General features: G+C 60.6%; 17 protein-coding genes and 1 pseudogene. 12 read left to right on the top strand and 6 right to left on the bottom strand.

The window, feature by feature from the left end; genetic code table 11:
- From ACIPUB_RS17440 to galU, 3 genes are all read left to right on the top strand, one after another.
- Window positions 1-1,585 (top strand): fibronectin type III domain-containing protein (locus tag ACIPUB_RS17440; protein ID WP_407608528.1); only part of this gene is annotated, 1,585 nt, incomplete at its 5' end.
- A 123-nt stretch (window positions 1,586-1,708) separates the two neighbouring features.
- Window positions 1,709-2,698: a helix-turn-helix domain-containing protein gene (locus ACIPUB_RS17435; protein ID WP_407608527.1), complete on the top strand. Its 990-nt coding sequence runs from the start codon at window positions 1,709-1,711 to the stop codon at window positions 2,696-2,698.
- A gap of 109 nt (window positions 2,699-2,807) precedes the next feature.
- The gene (gene galU, locus ACIPUB_RS17430; protein ID WP_407608526.1) at window positions 2,808-3,704 is read left to right on the top strand and encodes a UTP--glucose-1-phosphate uridylyltransferase GalU; all 897 of its coding nucleotides are present in this window, start codon (window positions 2,808-2,810) and stop codon (window positions 3,702-3,704) included.
- A gap of 118 nt (window positions 3,705-3,822) precedes the next feature.
- Here galU and ACIPUB_RS17425 read toward each other — a convergent pair whose 3' ends face one another.
- The 3 genes from ACIPUB_RS17425 to ACIPUB_RS17415 all read right to left on the bottom strand — a co-directional run bounded on the left by ACIPUB_RS17425 (window position 3,823) and on the right by ACIPUB_RS17415 (window position 5,615).
- Window positions 3,823-4,440, bottom strand: coding sequence for a putative transposase (locus ACIPUB_RS17425; protein ID WP_407608525.1), 618 nt, complete (start codon window positions 4,438-4,440; stop codon window positions 3,823-3,825).
- Between the two features lie 6 nt (window positions 4,441-4,446).
- Window positions 4,447-4,800 carry a hypothetical protein gene (locus ACIPUB_RS17420; RefSeq protein ID WP_407608524.1) on the bottom strand — a complete coding sequence of 118 codons (354 nt, stop codon included), beginning with the start codon at window positions 4,798-4,800 and terminating at the stop codon, window positions 4,447-4,449.
- A gap of 197 nt (window positions 4,801-4,997) precedes the next feature.
- A complete protein-coding gene (locus ACIPUB_RS17415; RefSeq protein WP_407608523.1) occupies window positions 4,998-5,615 on the bottom strand; it encodes a putative transposase in 618 nt (205 codons plus the stop codon).
- Window positions 5,616-6,247: 632 nt separating this feature from the next.
- Between ACIPUB_RS17415 and ACIPUB_RS17410 the strand changes: the two are divergent.
- Window positions 6,248-7,021, top strand: a pseudogene (locus tag ACIPUB_RS17410) (nucleotide sugar dehydrogenase); the annotation flags it as partial.
- Here ACIPUB_RS17410 and ACIPUB_RS17405 read toward each other — a convergent pair.
- Window positions 6,956-7,384: a hypothetical protein gene (locus ACIPUB_RS17405; RefSeq protein ID WP_407608522.1), complete on the bottom strand. Its 429-nt coding sequence runs from the start codon at window positions 7,382-7,384 to the stop codon at window positions 6,956-6,958. The pseudogene ACIPUB_RS17410 and the gene ACIPUB_RS17405 sit on opposite strands and share 66 nt — an antisense overlap.
- A 275-nt stretch (window positions 7,385-7,659) precedes the next feature.
- On the opposite strand from ACIPUB_RS17405, the gene ACIPUB_RS17400 reads away from it, so the two are divergent.
- From ACIPUB_RS17400 to ACIPUB_RS17375, 6 genes are all read left to right on the top strand, one after another.
- Window positions 7,660-9,018, top strand: coding sequence for an SGNH/GDSL hydrolase family protein (locus ACIPUB_RS17400; RefSeq protein WP_407608521.1), 1,359 nt, complete (start codon window positions 7,660-7,662; stop codon window positions 9,016-9,018).
- A gap of 305 nt (window positions 9,019-9,323) precedes the next feature.
- Window positions 9,324-10,745 carry a hypothetical protein gene (locus ACIPUB_RS17395; protein WP_407608520.1) on the top strand — a complete coding sequence of 474 codons (1,422 nt, stop codon included), beginning with the start codon at window positions 9,324-9,326 and terminating at the stop codon, window positions 10,743-10,745.
- Window positions 10,746-10,987: 242 nt separating this feature from the next.
- Window positions 10,988-12,892: a hypothetical protein gene (locus tag ACIPUB_RS17390; protein ID WP_407608519.1), complete on the top strand. Its 1,905-nt coding sequence runs from the start codon at window positions 10,988-10,990 to the stop codon at window positions 12,890-12,892.
- Window positions 12,893-13,097: 205 nt separating this feature from the next.
- Window positions 13,098-13,715 (top strand): transposase domain-containing protein, encoded by a 618-nt coding sequence (locus ACIPUB_RS17385; RefSeq protein ID WP_407608518.1) that lies wholly within the window; start codon window positions 13,098-13,100, stop codon window positions 13,713-13,715.
- A gap of 302 nt (window positions 13,716-14,017) precedes the next feature.
- The gene (locus tag ACIPUB_RS17380) at window positions 14,018-14,164 is read left to right on the top strand and encodes a hypothetical protein (protein ID WP_407608517.1); all 147 of its coding nucleotides are present in this window, start codon (window positions 14,018-14,020) and stop codon (window positions 14,162-14,164) included.
- A gap of 24 nt (window positions 14,165-14,188) precedes the next feature.
- Window positions 14,189-14,794, top strand: coding sequence for a transposase (locus ACIPUB_RS17375; protein WP_407608516.1), 606 nt, complete (start codon window positions 14,189-14,191; stop codon window positions 14,792-14,794).
- A gap of 86 nt (window positions 14,795-14,880) precedes the next feature.
- On the opposite strand, the gene ACIPUB_RS17370 is transcribed toward ACIPUB_RS17375, so the two are convergent.
- The gene (locus ACIPUB_RS17370; protein ID WP_407608515.1) at window positions 14,881-15,078 is read right to left on the bottom strand and encodes a hypothetical protein; all 198 of its coding nucleotides are present in this window, start codon (window positions 15,076-15,078) and stop codon (window positions 14,881-14,883) included.
- 210 nt (window positions 15,079-15,288) lie between these two features.
- Here ACIPUB_RS17370 and ACIPUB_RS17365 point away from each other — a divergent pair, with 210 nt between their 5' ends.
- Together ACIPUB_RS17365 and ACIPUB_RS17360 are read left to right on the top strand one after the other, a co-directional pair.
- Complete coding sequence (locus tag ACIPUB_RS17365) at window positions 15,289-16,503, top strand: hypothetical protein (RefSeq protein ID WP_407608514.1); 1,215 nt, start codon at window positions 15,289-15,291, stop codon at window positions 16,501-16,503.
- Window positions 16,504-16,515: 12 nt separating this feature from the next.
- The gene (locus tag ACIPUB_RS17360) at window positions 16,516-16,686 is read left to right on the top strand and encodes a hypothetical protein (RefSeq protein ID WP_407608513.1); all 171 of its coding nucleotides are present in this window, start codon (window positions 16,516-16,518) and stop codon (window positions 16,684-16,686) included.
- A gap of 428 nt (window positions 16,687-17,114) precedes the next feature.
- Here the strand turns inward: ACIPUB_RS17360 and ACIPUB_RS17355 are convergent, their stop codons facing one another.
- Window positions 17,115-18,650 (bottom strand): NAD(P)H-hydrate dehydratase, encoded by a 1,536-nt coding sequence (locus ACIPUB_RS17355; RefSeq protein ID WP_407608512.1) that lies wholly within the window; start codon window positions 18,648-18,650, stop codon window positions 17,115-17,117.
- Between the last annotated feature and the right edge of the window lie 97 nt (window positions 18,651-18,747).

Raw genomic sequence — 18,747 nt, 5'->3', positions numbered from 1 at the left:
GGCTGAACCGGCCACGGCTCCTGCCGCGGTCTCGGAGATCACGGTCGAGGCGACGCATGAATCCGCGACGGTGAAGTGGAAGGCCCCGCACGACGGCGGTTCGGCCATCACCGGCTACACCGTCAACCTCAGCCTCGGTGACACAGCGCTGGATTCGGTTTCCACCGAATCGGAGCTCTCGGCGACATTCGAGGAACTTGAAGCCGGGACGGAATACACCGTGACGGTCGTCGCGCGCAACGCGGTCGGCGGTTCGGTCGCCGCGGAGAAGGTGTTCCGCACCATCACGGCGCCGGCCACCGCGCCCGCCAAGATCTGGTTCGTCTGGACCAGCGCCACCCACGAGAATGCCGTGGTCAACTGGGCTGCTCCTAACGACGGTGGATCACCGATCACCGGCTACACCGTTCAGGTGTGGCATGGCGGCACGCCGTTCCACACCATCGATATCGTCACCGAAACCACGGTGACCGTTGACGGTCTGGCTCCTGCAGACGAGTACGGTGTGTTGGTCACCGCACACAACGCAGTCGGGTCCACGGTGTCGAAAGCCGGGCGGATCATGACCATGCCGGCTCCGCCCGAGGAACCGAAGCCTACTCCGACACCGGTGCCTTCCGAGGAACCGACCGAGGAGCCGACTCCGACACCGGAGCCTTCCGAGGAGCCGACTCCGACACCGGAGCCTTCCGAGGAGCCGACTGAGGAGCCGACTCCGTCAGACAAACCGACTGAGGAGCCGACTCCGTTAGACAAACCGACTGAGGAGCCGACTCCGACATCGGAGCCTTCCGCGGAACCGACCGAAGAGCCGACTCCGACACCGGTGCCTTCCGCGGAACCGACTGAGGAGCCGACCGAAGAGCCGACTCCGTCGGACAAGCCGACTGAGCAGCCGACCGAAGAGCCGACTCCGTCGGACAAGCCGACTGAGCAGCCGACTCCGTCAGACAAGCCGACTGAGGAACCGACTACGACTGTGGAGCCGACTGAGGAACCAACGCCCGGTGAGGGCGAGAGCCCGATTGAACCGAACGAGGTAGACCTCGTAGGGGAAGCCGGGATCGGTATTACGGTTCCGGGGAACGCGAAGGCGGGTGACCGGATCGAGATCGTGGTTACCGGCGCCGACGAGGGCCAGAAGGTGAATGTCTATGCGTTCTCCAAGCCGGTCCTGCTGGGCAACGAAACGGTGGGTGCCGGCGGCATCGTGTCCGTGGCGCTGCCGGCCGGACTCGTGGGCAATCACCGGATTGCCGTCTTCCTGGAAGACGGCTCCCTGGTGGGCTGGGACCGCATCTCCATCATGGCCTCTTCAACCGACCCGTCGGTTGAAGAATCTCCGGATGCAACCTCCACGGAGGGCCCCACGGAACCCACTGCTACTGAGGGTTCCGAATCCAGCACCGAATCAGCTGCGCCGACCGAGTCCACGGTCGACCCGGCGGCGCCCGGGGACAGCGAAGGTTCGCTGGCGAGCACCGGGGCGGCAATCATTCCTCTCGGTGCCGCGGCGATCGCGTTGATCCTGGGTGGGTTTGTGCTTTACCGCAGGAAGGCGTACGTGGGCACACACCGCGGCTAAACGCCAATTCCTGAAGACAGGGCGGGACGATACTCCATAGGGGGAATCGTCCCGCCCTACTTCATTTTCCACACCGGTTTTCCTAACCGACGTTGGACGTATTAGGGTTTGGATAGTCATGGGATGAAACGTCCTGTGACAGGGGGGAAGTTAATCATCATGGATGAATTGGGGAGTCCCGCAGCTACTGCGGGCAAAAGCAACGAATCTGGTGCCGAACGCTTCGGCCGGTTGCTGCGCGAGGAGCTCGAGCTCGCCGGCCTGCCGACGTACCAAAACATTGCCAACCGCGGCGGGATCTCCAAGAGCGCGGTCAGTGACGCGATGAGGGGTGTGCGGATTCCCAGTGCCCGCACGGTGCTGGGGATCATGGCGGGTCTGGACCGCGACCCGGAACCGCTCCTGATCGAACGCGACAGTTTGTTGCGGCTGGAGGCAACGGACGGACTGGTTCCCTTGCACTCTGCCGGGCAGGTTTCGGAGCCCGGGACGGGAAACCCTGATCGAGATCATGCTTCCGGCGCGGCCAACGAGCTGGCTGGTCACCACAACGAGTCCGGCGACCAGCACAGTGGCCAAGTTGAGGCACCCAAGCAGGCTGGCGGTTTTGGGCTAGTTCCAGGGCACGGTCGGACGCGGAGGCTTCTCTCCCGAAAGATGGCCCTTGTCCTGACCGGTGTGCTGCTCGCCGGAATTACCGCCGGGCACGTAGCGACCAGAACGCTCGCCGCGAACGACGGCGGGGACACCCGTCCAGCGGCGACCGGCAGCAACGTGTTGGACACCCCCTGTACGAAGGACGGGATCGTCGTTGCCTCCGAACGCCGGGCGCGGGACACCCAGGTGGAGATCGTGTTCTCGCACGACTGCAAGGCGATGTGGGGCCGGGTGTTGCGCAATGATGGTCGCGCGTTCGGCAATGGCATGAAAGCCGAGTTCTATCCGAAGGGCGATCCGGAATCCGAACTGGCCCAGTGGGTCGAGGTCCAGGACACATCCACGGCGTTGACAGCGCTGGTCATCCCGCCGGGGACAAGGCAGCAGTTCTGCCTCGAGGCGTCACTAACGGTCGACGGCAATCCTCTGGACCTCGGAGACCCGCTCTGCATCTAAGACGGCGCCGTGGTCACGTTGGATTGGAGTTTTATTACCGATGAAAAGCGTAATAAAATATGGTTCCAACGTTTTTACAATTGCACATTTCATGATGTAAAATCTAGAAATGAAATCAAGTACGCGTGTAATTAAGGCTGTTATCCCGGCTGCCGGTCTCGGAACCCGCTTTCTTCCAGCCACCAAAGCAATGCCCAAGGAAATGCTCCCAGTAGTTGACCAACCGGCCATCCAGTACGTTGTTGCGGAGGCTTCGAATGCGGGGCTCACCGATGTATTGATGATCACTGGGCGCAACAAACGAGCTCTTGAAGACCATTTTGATCGTGTTCCTTTTATTGAATCAACGCTCGAAGCCAAAGGCGATACGGAGAAGTTGCGTCGCATTCAAGAAGCTACCGAGCTTGGTGAAATCCATTACATCCGCCAGCGGGATCCAAAAGGGCTCGGACATGCAGTTCTATGTGCGAAACAGCACGTAGGCAATGAGGCGTTTGCCGTTCTACTTGGTGATGATCTCATCGATGAACGCGACGAACTCCTGTCCGTCATGATTGATGTCCAGATGAAGACCGGTGGATCGGTCATTGCCCTTATGGAAGTCGACCCGTTGCAGATTAGTGCATACGGTTGTGCCGATGTCAGTGCCGTAGAAGGTGAGGACTATGTGAGGGTTAACGGATTGGTCGAAAAACCTTCAGTCGAGGACGCTCCGTCGAATCTGGCTGTCATTGGCCGCTATGTGATCCACCCTCGCGTGTTCTCCGTTCTAGAGGAAACAGCACCCGGGCGCGGTGGGGAGATTCAGCTCACTGACGCACTGGAAACGTTGGCCGTCTCAGACGGAGAGGGGTCCGGTGTCCACGCTGTAGTCTTCCGCGGGCGTCGTTACGATACAGGAGATAAACTGAGCTACATTCAAGCAGTCATTTCGCTTGCTGCCGAGCGCAAAGACATTGGACCAGGCCTCGTTCCTTGGCTGAAGGATTTCGCGGCTGCACTTTAGAGAAGTTGCGTTGAACGGAACGCCAGGATCCCCGAGTTGTAGGGGATCCTGGCGTTTGTGGTTCCGGGCTCCAGGGGTCTGGACATCGATGGTTTGACCCGAGTTAATTCAGCTCACCTCAGAGTCGTTCCTTGATGCCATAACGCAGGATCAGATCGGTGCCCGGGTACCGGGTTTGGGTCTCGGTGAGGCTCACACATAGTTCCTGCACCGCAACGGTTTCCCGCTTGGTCGGCATCGGATCCAACGTGATCGTCAAATACCCAGGAGCGGTCGGGTCGATATCGCCCGGTTGCGTGAATATCTTTCGCACCAGATTGTGCGCCTCCCGGCCTGCCCGCTTGTAGCCGGTATTGATCCGAATCTCCCGAGCCAAGGTCACTGCATTATTGAACGCGGCCATGCGGATGATGTGAGCGAACCGCTTCATCTCCGTATCCAACACCTGGGCACCGGGACGAGCTTCACCCAGGGGCACGCGCGCTTCCAGCTGCTGATACGCATCCTCGGCAGCGATCACCGCGTTCTCGGCCTTGATCAGGGGTGCATTGATGTCGTTATGCATCTGGTTGGTGATCGTGATGCCTGCGGTGCCGGGCTCCGGAGTGTTCAGCGTCAGCAACGTGGCGGTCACTGTGTTATCGACAGCATCGCGCTGCGCCCGAGCGTTCTGCAGTACCAGCTTCGCTTTCGCCTTGGCCGGATTCGGCACCAAACGCAGCGGATCATCCTCCATGCTCAGCTAGGAATCATGGGCGTCCGGGGCGAAGCGCTCACGTCCGAATCGGAAGTAGTTCTCTTGCCTCCACCGTGCCGCCATGCGATAAACGACTTCAGCGGTATCCATAGTTTTCTGGGTATCGAGGGTGGTGAGGATATGGATCTGGCGAGTTCCCTCACCTTTGGTGAGGGGAACGATTTGGGAGACCTGCCGCATCCACATCGTTTCGCCGGTCTTGGCGTTCAGCAGCACCTCGACCTCGGTATCTGCCACCTGATCCCACGTGTACTTGGTGCCATGGTCATCAATGTGGGTGACCGGAGAGAAGAAGGATTCCTTGAGATCCGGGGTGGTGCCCTTGCGCCAGGTGAGCACGTCAAACCCTGCGCATGCATATGGGCGAAGAGCGTTGGGGACCAGCTGCCGCGGTCAAAACCGACCAGCATCCGCCGCTCATCCCCAATCATCTTCCGCAACTCAGGGACGAGTTTCTTCAGCTCCGAAACCAGGGAAGCACTGGGCTCGGCCATGACCATGAATAGTGGATCCCCGTTGGCGGCGGACACCCAGGTTTACTCCGTGGCTGGGACGGCCATCTTCATCCGGGTGGAGTGGATCTTCGCGATCTTCTTCTTGCCTTCGTAGGCGCGGGTAGGCCCGTCAAAATAAAGGACCGCGAGGCATTCGGTGTCCGAGGTTTTCAAGGCTTCAAAGCGGGTGAAGGCGATCAACGACATCAGCTCCGGGATCTTGCCGGTATCCACCAGATCGTGGTGTTGCCGGCGGATCGTCTTGACCTCCGGGGCGCGGTCTATTCCCATGATCCTGCCGAACGCGGTCGGGTCCAGACGGGTGGCGCCTTCGGCGCGTGGTTCCCCGACCAAAGTCCGCAGCACGCCCTCGAGCAGGAAGGTGTTCAGGCCGTAGAACCTGCGGGACAGATCAGTGAAGGTCGTCGCGGCGCTGGTGAGCAGTGAGGTGGTTTCCAAGGCAGGCAAGGCGAAGAACATGCCCGCGAGGGGGACGCGTGCGGCCGGTGCGAAGACCGGGGCGACGCCGGTGAGTTCGGTCTTGTTCACCGAAACCGCTAGGCGTTCGATGGTGCGATCGATCGGGGCCGGGAGAAGGGGCAGTTCCTCCTGAACAGCCAGGACCGGTTCCGTGAGGGGTTGCGCCGGGGGTGCGGGCATGAGCCCTTGGATCGGTTCCGGTGCCTCGTCGGTGGCGGCGATCAGGGTTAGTGCGCGGCGGACACTGGATTCCGATACGCCGACTTGTTGGCCGATGCGCGTATTGGCCAGGCTGGTCCTTTTTTAGCTGGTGTATGCGGGTGATGAGCTCGTCGGTGAGCTTGGAACCGCCCGTGGGTCCGCGTTTCTGGCTGATCAATGCGGTGATTCCCTGGCCCTTCAGGGCTCGGTTCCACCTCCAGAGCGTGTCTTCCTGGATGCCGAATGCGGTGGCGATCTCTGCGACGGCTGCTGCTTTGAGCTGCCAGAGCCGCACCGCGACCATGCGGCGCATGGCTTCGTCCTGGGCATCCCATACATAGCTCAGGGTGCCGTAGATAAAGACCTGACCGCCATCCTCATTTTCGGTCATGGACACGGCTTCGCCAATGGATTTCGAGTTGGCCACGGGTGCGAACGGGAGGGGAGGTTGCGTAGTTATTACCGCCATCTTTCCACCTCCACGATTTTAGGTCATTTGTTACATTAATTCGATCGAAAATTGGTCAAGATTAACAGCATTTCACCTGAAATGCTTCCCGGCAATCCGCGACTTCCACTCATTGCGCGGCGTGGCATGTCCAGACCGCTGGATCGTCACGGACTCCGAGACAGTCGTACTGGTCAAGGTGGCCGCCAACGCATTCCTGGCCACCAATATTTCCTTCATCAATTCCTTTGCCGAGGTCACCGAGACCATTGGCGGGGACATCACGGTGCTGGCCGATGCGCTGGGCCATGACGCGAGGATCGGGCGCAAGTTCCTCAACGCCGGCGTGGGCTTCGGTGGAGGTTGCCTGCCCAAGGACATCCGTGCGCTGCAGGCCCTCACGAGCGAGCTGGGCCTGACCCACACCATGGGTTTCCTCGCCGAGGTCGACGAGATCAACCTGCGCCGCCGCGAACGCGTGGTCCGCCTGGCCCAGACGATGCTCAACGACAAATTGGTGGGTGCCCGCATCGCGGTTCTTGGAGTCACCTTCAAGCCCGACTCCGACGACGTGCGCGATTCCCCGGCGCTGGATATTGCCGTCCGGCTGTTCAACGCCGGCGCCGACGTGTTGGTCTATGACCCCAAAGGCAACAAGAACGCGGCCGAGCGCTTCCCGCGGCTGCAGTACGCCAACGACCTGCCCGAGGCCGTGAAGGATGCAGACCTGGTGTTGCTGCTCACCGAGTGGGCCGAATTTAGGGCACTGGTCCCGGCGGACCTCGAGGAATTGGTCGCTACCAGGCGCATCATTGACGGACGCAACGCGGCGACCCACCAACTAACGCGGCGAGCAAGATCAGCCGTTCATCTAGTCCGTGCGCAGCCCGACCCTGCGGGCGGGAATTCCAGCCCAAATCTCGTTTGGGCCCGTTGAGGACATCAGGACAGCATTGGCGGCGATAATCGTGCCGTTGCCAATGCTGGTCGTTCCGTCCCCGCCAAGCACCTTCGCTCCAGGGAAGATCACCACATCGTCACCGATAACTAGGCGCTCCATCTTGGACTGCTCGATGGGCAGATGCGCGTCCTTCCGTCCAAGCGTCACCTGATGGTAGATGCGCACGTTTTTTCCGAGTGTGGTGAGCGGGTAGATGACCGTCCCGCGTCCACGGTGGACAAGCGTCAAGCCCTCTCCTACGCGCACTTCGGCCGGGCAATCAATGCCAAACATGAACGACAGAACGGCACGCGCCAACTTCGAGCGGCGGCGATAAACAAGCTTCTCAACAATTCCCATGATGACAACCCTACTCCGCAACCATCTGCCGAAAATCACAGCTCCCGGTAACGCTCATGCGGGCTCTTCCTCTTCCCATTTCGGTACCGTAAGGTGATGCCAAAGAAGCGGCCCGCGTTAATTGGGGAATTGGCTCGGTACCGCATAGGGAACACTTTTGGGGAAGTGGCTGGCTAATGACGAAACACCCAGGAAACAAAGCACATTCGAGCGAGATGGAACCGCAAGTCCTAGCTCCCGCTAGGACGGCACGTCGCACAATACTGGCAGCTCCGATGATCGCGGCTTTTGCCGCTGCTGGTGCACCGTCGGCGGTAGGAAAAACGGTGAAACCTTCCACGGCCGGGGAAGTTATAGGCGGCGCGCCAACAGACGCCGAGATAGCTGCTCTCCTTGCGGGCCCGAGGTCACTGTCCCGAACCGCGCTGACCACTACAATTGCTGACCAGGTGAGCACGGAAGGGAGCCCCGCAAACGAAGCTCTCATCTCCGGCTTCGCCACCTCGGAAGCGTTCGCAGCGGTGCAGGTTTTCGCGCATCGGCTCAACGGAAACTGGACCATTGGACTCGGGGATTCAAATACCGACGACACGTTCGGCACTAAAACCCCGGCGGTGCAAACTTCGCCCTTCGAGCAAGCTTGCGTCCTATCCGGGCAGGTCATCGCCCGCCTTGATAACGCTGGTGTGGGCGGGGACAAGCTTGAGAATATGCTGGCCCGGCTTCACGCGGAGGTGTTGTCCAAGCGCCCCGACCGGGTTATTTTCATGGGGGGCACGAACAATATCACCAGCTCGCTGTACTCACTCGGTGCGATGCTCGCAACGACGCGGAAGATCTGGGACAAGATCACCGGGCACGGCATAGCGCTGGCCATCGTCTCCGTCCCCCCGATCACTTCGAGTGACACCGTGATGCAGAAGACCAAGGACTGGAACACGTTGCAGGCCGCGGAAGCGGCGAAGCGCGGAATTCCCTACGTGGACATCTACACCCCGTTGTCGAACGGCGCGGGAAATTGGGCGGCGGGCATGAACCGCGACGCCTTGCACTTCAGCGCCGAAGGGGCAATGCGCGCCGGGGGCATAATTGCATCCACACTTGCATCTTATTGGAAGCCGCAGTCCCCGGTCATCCTCGCCGGGGAGATGGGGGACGTGGGCAACCAGCTTGTCAACCCGCGGCTGGCTGATATCAACACAGACGGCCGTCCGGACTCATGGAATGTGCTCGGCACGTCGGGCACGATCGGGGTCATTGCAGACCCATCAGTAAACGGGAATTGGGTTCGGCTCACACGCACTACAGCGAGCGGAACCTACGCCACCAGTCAGGTCTTGAAGAGTGGGTTCATGCCCGGCCAGACATTCGAAATCGCCGTCAAGGTCAAACTCGCCAAAAGCAATCCGCTGACGTGGACGTTCTACTTGAACATGTCCGACGCAAGATCAGCGCAGACGGGGATCTGGAGGACCGCAGCATTCTGGACCACCGATAACGGTGGTAAGGAAATGGTGCTCTATGGACGAGTGAAAATCCCCGCGAACACCACCCGCTTGGAACTTGTCATGCACACCAGCGCCGGGCTCGGAACCATCGACTGGTCTCAGCCCGTCGTCCGCAGGATTGCATAGGCCAGATGGGTGCGTGGCGGTTCCTCTTACCAGACCGAGATTAGGCAGCCTAACGATTGGGGGGTGTCCTCGTATCCTTCCGGCTGTTCTCACCTGAGTCGCGGTCTTCGATGGAAATGGTCAGAACGAATTTGGCTGTCGTCGTTTTGGACTTCTCTGGTTACGTGGAGATCGTCTTCGGCCCAGACGCGTCGTACCCAGCGATTGGCTACACATCGTTTACAAACCCGAGGCGGTCTTCGGCAAATCTTCCAAGTAGACTTATCGGAGACCAAATGACCGCCAGAACAGCTTGGAGCCCGTACGTGAAGTTCGTCATCGCCTGTCTGGTGATCGTTATCCCACTCACCTGGGCGGCGGCGTACGAGCCGTGGCTCGCCATAGCCGGGATCGCTGCCATTCTTAGTGGTTGCCTCTTCTGGTTCCGTCAGAAGGCCGCAGCGGGGATCGGTGTCCTCGCCGTCCTCTTCGGCGGCACCCTCGAGCACCTGACACAGATATCAGTTCTCGGCTATGTGGACGAAGGGTTCGTCGTCCTCGCCGCCTCCTTATTCACTCTGCGTCGTCTAGCCGGCACCGGGAACATTCGCGGTCTACCAGGGGGGCGCTGGTTCCTCATTTATGCCATTCTCGGAGCGATCAGCTCGGCGATCGCCGGTGTGGCACCCCTGCTCGCAGCGCAATCCGGATTCCTTATGCTCAAGGGTGTCATCCTAGCATTCGGAATGATGCAGTTGGACTGGAAACAAGCAGACATCGCTCCCCTTGCCAAAAGTGCCGGCTGGGTCATCATGGCCCTCTTGGCCTGCACCGCAATCAATTTCGCAGCGCCCACGGCCTGGAACGCGATCTTCGCCCAAGAATCCGGTGGGGTACAGATCCGCTATGGGATGCCAAGCCTAATTGGGCCGTTCACACACCCGGGCCTCTACGGGCCGATCATGGCGCTGGCAGCAGTTGCCCTGGTTGCCTATAGAAGTACCGTTCGAAAATCTCCACTCACACTCGTCATGATGGCAGGCTCCTTCATCGGGGCTATTTTCAGCTTTCGCCGCAAAGTACTCGCCGCAGCAGTCGTCGGAATGCTCGCCGCCAAAGCCGCAGCGCCGGGCCGCAAAGCCATAACCATCACCTTCCTGGTGCTGGCAGCTCCTGTCGCGGCCTACGCCTTCAGTGAAGAAATCGTCAGCATGGTCCGGGCCACATACGATGAATACTTAGTTAATCCCGAAGAATCAAGTCGTACGCTCTTCTACATCGATTCGGTGAAGCTGGCTGCTTTGGCTTTCCCCTTCGGTGTTGGGTTTGCCCGCTACGGGTCATTTCTGGCCGGACAGGAGTACAGTCCGGAATACGTCGCGCTCGGCTATGACAAGATTTATGGGCTCGGAACCGGTGAGAACTCCGGCTTCCTATCCGACACGTTTTGGCCGGCAATAGTTGGCGAGACCGGATTCATCGGAGCCATCGCTTACACCATCGGCCTTTTCATGCTGGCTCGTCCCGCATTTCGGCTTGCCCGCCGAGGGGTGGACCGCTACCACCGGTTTATGGGAGTCTTGGCCGTTGCGTGGCTTGCCGAATTCCTGATCGAGTCTATCGCTGGGGCCGTATTTAGTTCACCACCCATGTTCCCATTGCTTTTCGGGGCCTTGGCAATCGCCGCGTCCATGCAGAAGCAAAGCGAACAAATCGAGCGCAAGGCAAAGGAATCAGTACTCGCTTAGCTACCCAAACCGATGGGCCCGTCACATGGTGGCGGGCCTTCTTCGTATCCGCCCACCTGCCGGGATTGCCTGCCCCCTGCACGGAAACGAATGCTCGTCCAAGCTTGCGGGGGACGATGGTAAAAGGTAGGCATCAACCGTGCTAGGGCATAACCACTATCGAAGCCGCTAATCGAAAACAGGAAGACCTTGGTAGCGTGCATCGGGGCCCTTCCTTCTTCCCTGTGAGGTCATGTAGGGTAATGCCAACGAAGCTGGTCCGCGTCAATTGGGGAATTGACGCGTGGTTCAGTACAGAGATCACTTTTGGGGAAGTGGCTGGGTGGCCCATGGTCAAATACCGAGGAAACAAAGCACATTCAGGTGCGAAGGAAGCGCAGGTATTGCCTCCTGACGGAATGGCACGGCGCACGATTCTGGCGACTTCGATCGTCGCGGCTCTTGCCACTGCAGGTATAGATCCGGCATCAGCAAGCACCCCGGAATCTCTAGTCGGTGCGACCACAGACGCCAGTACGGCTGCTTTCCTCACGGATCCGAATTCTCTGTCCCGGGCAGCGCTTTCCGCCGCAATGGCCTCGAAGATTGATCGGGCGGAGACTGACAACGGGGCCACTGTACTTGGACCCATGCGCAATCCAACATTGACCACGAAGCGCGCTTTCCCGAACGCTCGCTCTAGCTACAGGCCGGTATATGGTGACGGAAACACCGTGTACGCAGTTGGTCGAGATATGTGCATGCGCAAGTCAGTCGACGGCGGAATGAACTGGTCGGGCAGATTCAAGACTCTGAACCAGCAAGCGTACCGAGATTGCTTCCTGAAGCTGTCGAGTGGCACCATCCTTACGCTGCACAACACAGCGCCTCTGACCATTTGGCGTTCCACCGACGACGCTGCTAATTTCATGCAGGTGCACGGATTGGCGCCTGGCATGATTCTTCTCGGACCGCAGTCGTGGTGCCAAGACCCGAACACCGGATACGTCTACTACGTCGAGTACGCTAGCCCCGGTGGCCCGAATATGCGTGTCTGGCGCTCCACTAATGACGGTACGTCGTTCATGATTTTCTACACGTTTCCCGGCCAGTCACAATCAACTAACCATGCCCGCGTCAAGCACTTGCACTCGGCTATCTATGATCCGGTATCTCGGCGGGTCTGCATTATGGCGGGGGATACCGAGCCGGGCGCGGGAATTTATCGTGTGACGGCAGACGGTGCCAGCGTGGAGCCGATTATCATCAACCCGCAGATGCCCGACCCTGACGGGCAGGCGTGCGCCATTGGCATGATGTCATTCCCCGATCACATCGCGTGGGGGTCAGACCGACCCGGAAATGGGCAACTGTGGCGGCTGCCCCGTGACGAAATAGGCAAACCGACCCCGGTTGCCGAGTCAATCTACCGGCTGAACGGCGAAGCCTGGTGGACAGTGAAGGCCCGCGATGACTCGTCCCTGTGGATGATGTCCACGGGCAACGAAACCTCAGAAGGCCACATTGGCCCAAGAGACAAGATCCTCGACGCTTCAGTACATCTCTACGCAATTTGGGGTGGCGGGGCGAAGGTTGCTGACATGGGAACGGTCGGTTCGACACGCCTCTACTCTGGCGTTACCCCCATTGGGCCGGGCGGTACTGACTTCTGGATCGGTACCCGAGGCTTCAACAACGACGGGGCCTACCGGGCGGAAATCGCACGCGGCGGGCAGACCCTGCCTCTTCCGCAGACCAGCGGAGCGCCCGCCCTCTATGAGTATTTGTCAACGGTAAACAGTGGAAACGTCACAGTCCAGGCTGGAGGTGAGATGGTCTTCGCCCACGCCCGAGTACCGAAGATCCTCCGAACACTATTCGTCAAGGATGTGGGCGTATTAAAGCTGAGTGGATCAGGCGGCTTGAGAATCAAGGCCAGAGTGCAGGGGACCGGGGCGCTCGCAGCCAATATTGATTCGGGCGCGGTCGGGGCCCTTGCAAACAGCCAGAGCGAGGCATCAGACTTTTACACTGCCCAGATAATGGCCGCGGACACGACCATCGAGTTCGTGATCTATGAATCGACCGGTAAGGCAGCGGCCACCGGTTGCGCCTACGCCACCTACGGGTGGGGCAAAGGCATCTCCGACCACGGCCTGTGGGACTAGTCGCAATGCCGTGTAGTTTGCGGAGCCCGTTTGCGGTCAAGGCTTCGCTTTCGTGGCGGGTCGGGGACACAAAAAGGGCGGCGTTATCTGGTAATTAGTTAGTCGACCTAGATCCACTGACCAGAAAGCGCCGCTCCATGTATTCTGCACGCCCGAAGCTCTCACCGCACCCACCGCTCGCTTTGCCGCCGGGCACCTGGGCGAATTGACCCAACGCCTGCCTCAAGCCACCGGCAAAACCCAGGCAAGGATTCGCTCGCTGCCGACCCGCGTCGTGGCCTACTTCTTCTTGGCCTCCGTCATGTTCCCCAGCCTGGGATGCTCCCTCATCTGGCGCAAGCTCGGCGCCAGCCTGCCCGGCGGGGCACAGCCGGTCACCGCCGGTGCCCTGTTCCAGGTCCGGCGCAGGGTCGGTGCCGCACCATTCCGGGAGATCTTCGAGTTGCTCCGCCGCCCGGCAGCCACCACTGGGTCGGTGGGCGAGAGGTTCCCCGGCCTGCTGATCTGCGCGATCGACGGGAAGATCCTGACCCTGCCCGATGCCACGGCAGTCCTCACCCACTACAGCAAGCATCGAGGTAACCATGGCGGGGCCGGGTTTCCCCACGCCCGACTGGTAGCCATGGTGTCGTGTGGCACCCGCAACCTTGTCGATGAGTTTCGTCGGCCAGAAGTAGGCCATTTCGGCAATCGCAGGTGCCCGCGCCGCATTCTTGGGCTTGCTCACCGAAATTGTCTCTTGCGTTGGCCGCCGCGGTGGGTGCCAAACCGTCGACAAGGGTGGTTTGAGTTGATTCAAGAACGAGCATTAATGAGGATCTGACTTCCCGTTTATAAATCATTCGGCGATGCTGGGCATCGTTGATTTCCGTGGTCGCTCACGAGATCCGGAACGTGACGGCGCTTCCGGTTTAAGTCGCCAACGCAAGGGAAGCCGGCCTCGTTGCCGACGCCACCTGCCCATCGTAGCCACCAGCTATGAGGCCAGCCCGCCGCAGCATGCCCACTCCTGCCTGAACGGCGACGAATCGGGCCGACCAAAGCCGACTCGGTCCGAGTGGGGCATGGCGAAAAAGCCGCCAACCACGGGCGTCCAGCGGGCTCTAGGGGCGCCGACGGCCATCGGTGCGGCTCGGACCAGCCGGGTGGAACTGGAATTTCGCCGCCCAACACCTGCTGGCCGGCATCCACCGGACCGGGGCCCGGTTCCTGTTGCGCCTCAAGAACGGACGCAAGCTCCCGGTCCTGGAACCCTACCCCGACGGATCCTAGCGCTCCCATCTCGGCCCCACCGAGGTGCGCATCATCGATGCCGAATTCACTGTCAAGGCCAAGGCTGGAAAGCAAGTCAGCCACTACCGGCTGGCCACCACGCTCGCCGACCACCGACAGGGCCCGGCAACCGAGATGATCGGTCGTTATCTTGAGCGGTGGGAAATCGAGTCCTCGTTCCAGGAACTGAAATCCACGATGCTCGGCGGACGTGTCCTGCGCGCACGCACCGTGGATGGCCTTGAACAGGAGACCTGGGCATTCCTGGTCGCCTACCGACTGCTGCGCACCGCGATGGCCGATGCCACCAACACCGTGGACCGCCTCGACGCGGACCGGGCCAGTTTCAGCATCGCCCTGGACACCGCCCAGAATACCCTCATCCAGGCAGCAAACACGACCATTGACGCCAGGATCGACCAGATCGGGAAGAACGGCCGCGACATCCTGCAAAACCTGCTGCCTGAACCACGCCTTCGCGTCTGCCCCCCGCATCGTCAATCGAGCCATCTCCAAGTACCAGGCATGCGGATCCAAGTCCGACCGAACCAGCTACCGGGCCATCATCGACATCTTTGGCGGGAAAACCGGTTGGCAGCAGACCCCGCAGCCAAACGACACGGCATTTAGACTAGTCGGCCGCGCCAAATCGAAGGAAGGGTTTGGTCGCTTGCACCCGTACAGCCGGCGGTCGATGGTTGAGGCGCTCATGCGCATCAGCAGTGCGGCGTGCACGTCGGTGACGTCCACGCGCTGTCGATGCGCAGCATCGGCGCGAGGTAGTCCATGGAGGCAGCCAGCAGCTTGGAGTCCGGCGCCCGCAGCACCGACCAGCAGAGAATGAGTCCGGGTTGCAGATCCGACGGGTACTTTGGCTTGCGCCCGACCGATGCCTTGCGTGGCCGTGCCGGCAACGGCGCCTGACGGAGGGTGGCACGGGCGTGGTCCTGGTGCCATCCGGTCAGGGCTCTTCCCTCTTCCCGTTGAGGTGCCGTAAGGTCATGACAAAGAAGCGGGCCAAGTTAATTGGGGAATTGGCTTGGGGCCGCGCAGGGATCACTTTTGGGGAAGTGGCTGGGTGGCCAATGATGAGACACCGAGGAATCAAAACAAATTCAGTTGAGATGCAACTGCAGGTCCCAACTCCTGCTAGAACTGCACGTCGTACGATCCTGGCAGCTCCGTTCATCGCGGCTTTAGTTGCAGCTGGTGCACCACCGGCGGCAGAACAGACCATGGAACAAGAACCCAGCCCAACATCTCTCCTTGACGACCTGAAATCTCCGTCCCGGACCGCGCTTTCCGCAAGGATCGTGGAGGGGACGGAGGCTGTCCCGGCCCCGGCCCCGAATGGCACTGACGACACGGTAGTCCTGCAAGGGCTGTTGGATGCGGGGGCTTCGGCCATCCGGCTTCGGTCTTTCGCCACCTACAAGGTCGCTTCACTGATCGCACCGAACCGGGCCGTTGTCTTTTTCGGCATCGGATCCATCGTTACCGCTCTGTCAGGCGCCCCTGTAATCGCCAAGAACGGCAGGTTCCCTGTGGCGTTGGAGGGAATCCGGGTCAATCTGCTGTCGGAAGCAAATGATGTGACGGACGCGATTACCGGCGAAACTCGCATGATAGGCCGTAGGGTACTTCGCAATGAACGTTCATCCCCGGCTGGGGTTGCGGATGAAGCGAACTTCGCCGGGCAAGGCGTATCAAGGGGGATCATCGGGTGGGTGAAGCACCACTACACCGACTCAACCATGATGCAGATGGACAACGTAGGCGACGGAACCGCACTGATCCTCAAGAACGCGCACAACCCCGCGCGTCGACGTGACAAATCACAGACCTACGTGGGGCAAGGTGCATTCCTGCGGCTCAGCACCCATGACCAAGCGGCAGGGTTCGCCCGAGACCAATTTTTCATGGACAAGGATGCCAAGCTCGTCTGGACTGGCGGCACCCGGACGGGCACCGGCGGAGCAGCCAAGCTCCTGTCAAACAAGGCTGACGACGGCACCTATGCCTACAATTTCGAGTTGACAAACAAGCATTTGAACGCCGCAAACTTCTTCGGCATTTTCGAGGTCCGCAACGACGTTACGCACACCCGCGCAGTGTTCCGCTCTATGACCTCGCAAACCACCGGCATGATACTTGACACCGCAGCCGGCGACTTAACCCTGTCCGCACGTGCCGGGGCCGGTCTTATCTACTTGACCAGCCGCCTGCGGTTCAACCGTGGCGCAGACATCACTACCACGGCTGGTGCGGTTGTTAAGTACCTCACCGTCCACGACCAGACCGGCGGCATATTCAAAATTCCGCTTCACTTAGTCGCCTAGGAAGGGACCCCTATGAACCCCGCAGCTATCTTGGCCTTGCTCTCCGAAATGCAAGAAGAGATCGCCCTGCTCCGACAGCAGAACACGGAACTAGCGAAAGCAGCTGAAGAAGCCGAAGCCATGAGAGAACGCATTGCCACGCTCGAAACCGACGCAGCAACCAAAATCGACGCGCCAGCCTAAATTGCGACTCGCGCTTTCCGGGTGCGGTCCGTCTCATCAAAGAGTGATCGATCCAAGTGGGGGCAAGGGCTGCTGAGGTGGCGAGACAATTATGATCGGATGTGCTCGAAGGCCCACTTCAGGCGGGACTCCAATGCAATTAACGAACACCGCAAAGTCAGGACGCTTTATCAATCTGAGCGGACGATCCCTCGACCACACTACCTGCCGGAAGTGTGGTCCAGAGAGGGACGTCATTTGTCAGAAGAAGACGCACCAAGACCGAAACGGCGGGTTTCCACGCGTGCTGGCCAGTGCAATCACTCAGCTCAGATGCCTGGGCCACCACAACCTCATCAAGACCACCTGGCAACTTCGAAGCCGCCCGGGCAACACCATCGAAAGATCGGATTCGGCCCACACCGACGACTTTGCAGGTTCCCTGGTCTCTAGAGCCCCAGGTCCCGCGCCGCACGCGGAAGCTCCTGCAACAGGTCCAATGCACTTACCATTCCTTCGTATGCTGACAATGCACCTGTGTGGGCATGGATCAGCGCTCCGGCCGCAGCAAGGTCGGTCAAGCGATGGCTCTGCGCCCCAATGTCGCTCGCATTGGGTGTTGCCGGGAAGTTTGCAGCGGCCAGGAGCGCCCCCAAGATGCCGGTGAGTACGTCACCGCTGCCGGCTGTGGCAAGATCAGGGGTGGATGCATGGACAATCAGTGTGTACCCGTCAGGGGCGGTGCAAATGGTGGACGGGCCCTTGAGCAGGATGACGCAGTCATAGGCAACGGCCGCCCAGCGGGCCCAGCGCATGGGATCGGTGGAGATGTCCCGGGCGCTGACCCTGACCCCGGCCTTGGCCAGCAATGCGTGAAGTTCGCCGGCATGCGGTGTGAGGATTCGCAACTGGTGGTGGCCAACGGGTTCCAACATGGCCAGTGCGCCAGCATCAATGACGCAGGGGCTGTTTGCCGCCAGTATCACTGACAGGTGATTGCGGGTCGCCGCGGTGTCTTCCAGCCCCGGGCCGATGGCCCAAGCGCCAATGCGGGCGGCTCCCTCGCGCTCGTTGCGGCGGTTGTGTGCCAGCAGAGCGGTAAATTCCGGGGTGGCGAGTGGAACGGCCTCCGGCACCTGGGCCGTCAGCACGGTTGCCACACCCTCGGGGACCAAGGTGCGTAGCAGGCCGAGCCCGCTGGCCACAGCGGCCCGCGCGGTGATCACTGCGGCCCCGGGGTACTTCGCGGAGCCGGCAAGCAGACCGAGCACCCCGCGCTGGTACTTGTGCCGTCCGGCCGTTTTCCAGTCTGCCTGTCGGTTCAGCAACAAGCCAAGGTCATCTCCCTGGACTACCCAGGCCTCGGGTTCGGGCAAGGTCCTAGCGAGTCCCAGATCCGTGACGTGAATGGTCCCGGAAACCAAATGCCCTGATCCCACCACAAGACCCGTCTTCAGGGCGCCAAAGCTCACCGTGCGATCGGCCGGAATGACGCTGGGTGCCGCGGCGCCGGTATCGGCGTCAACGCCGCTGGGCAAGTCGCAGGCCAGCACCGGCAAATCATGGGGAATCGAAGGCAACTGGACTCCCGGACGCATCCCGGTGCCGTAGGCCGCGTCAATGACCAAGTCGCAATCCGTTAGCAGGTGGTTCAGGTCCATGGCAGCTGCGGTTCGGCCGCCGTTGCGTGCGAAGTCGGCTAGGCCCTCCCGATGGGCGTGGGTGCCCAGCAGCACCGCAGTGGTGCGGACCCCGCGCTTGGCCAGGGACGCCAGGGCGAAGAGGCCGTCTCCGCCGTTGTTGCCCGGACCAATGAGCGCTACCACCCTGGACCCGTAGAGCCGTCTGGCATGTTCCTTGAGCATCAGCACTGCCTGGTGGGCCAGCGCGTCGGCGGCCAAGCGCATCAATCTCAAATCGTTTGCATCGCGAAGCAGCGGAGCTTCGGCTTCTCGAACGTGGGAACCAGCGTAGACGGGGATCATTACTTCAGAATACCCAACTCGGCTCGGTATTTGCCGCAGGGTTGTACCGCGGGCTCAATTGCAGGGGTGCTCCCACGCGCAGACAGTCGTGGTAATC

The organism is Paeniglutamicibacter sp. ORCA_105 (assembly GCF_045798545.1).
GTDB lineage: Bacteria > Actinomycetota > Actinomycetes > Actinomycetales > Micrococcaceae > Paeniglutamicibacter > Paeniglutamicibacter sulfureus.
The sequence above is the reverse complement of the archived record's forward strand: the minus strand, read 5'-3'. Positions and strand labels throughout refer to the sequence as shown.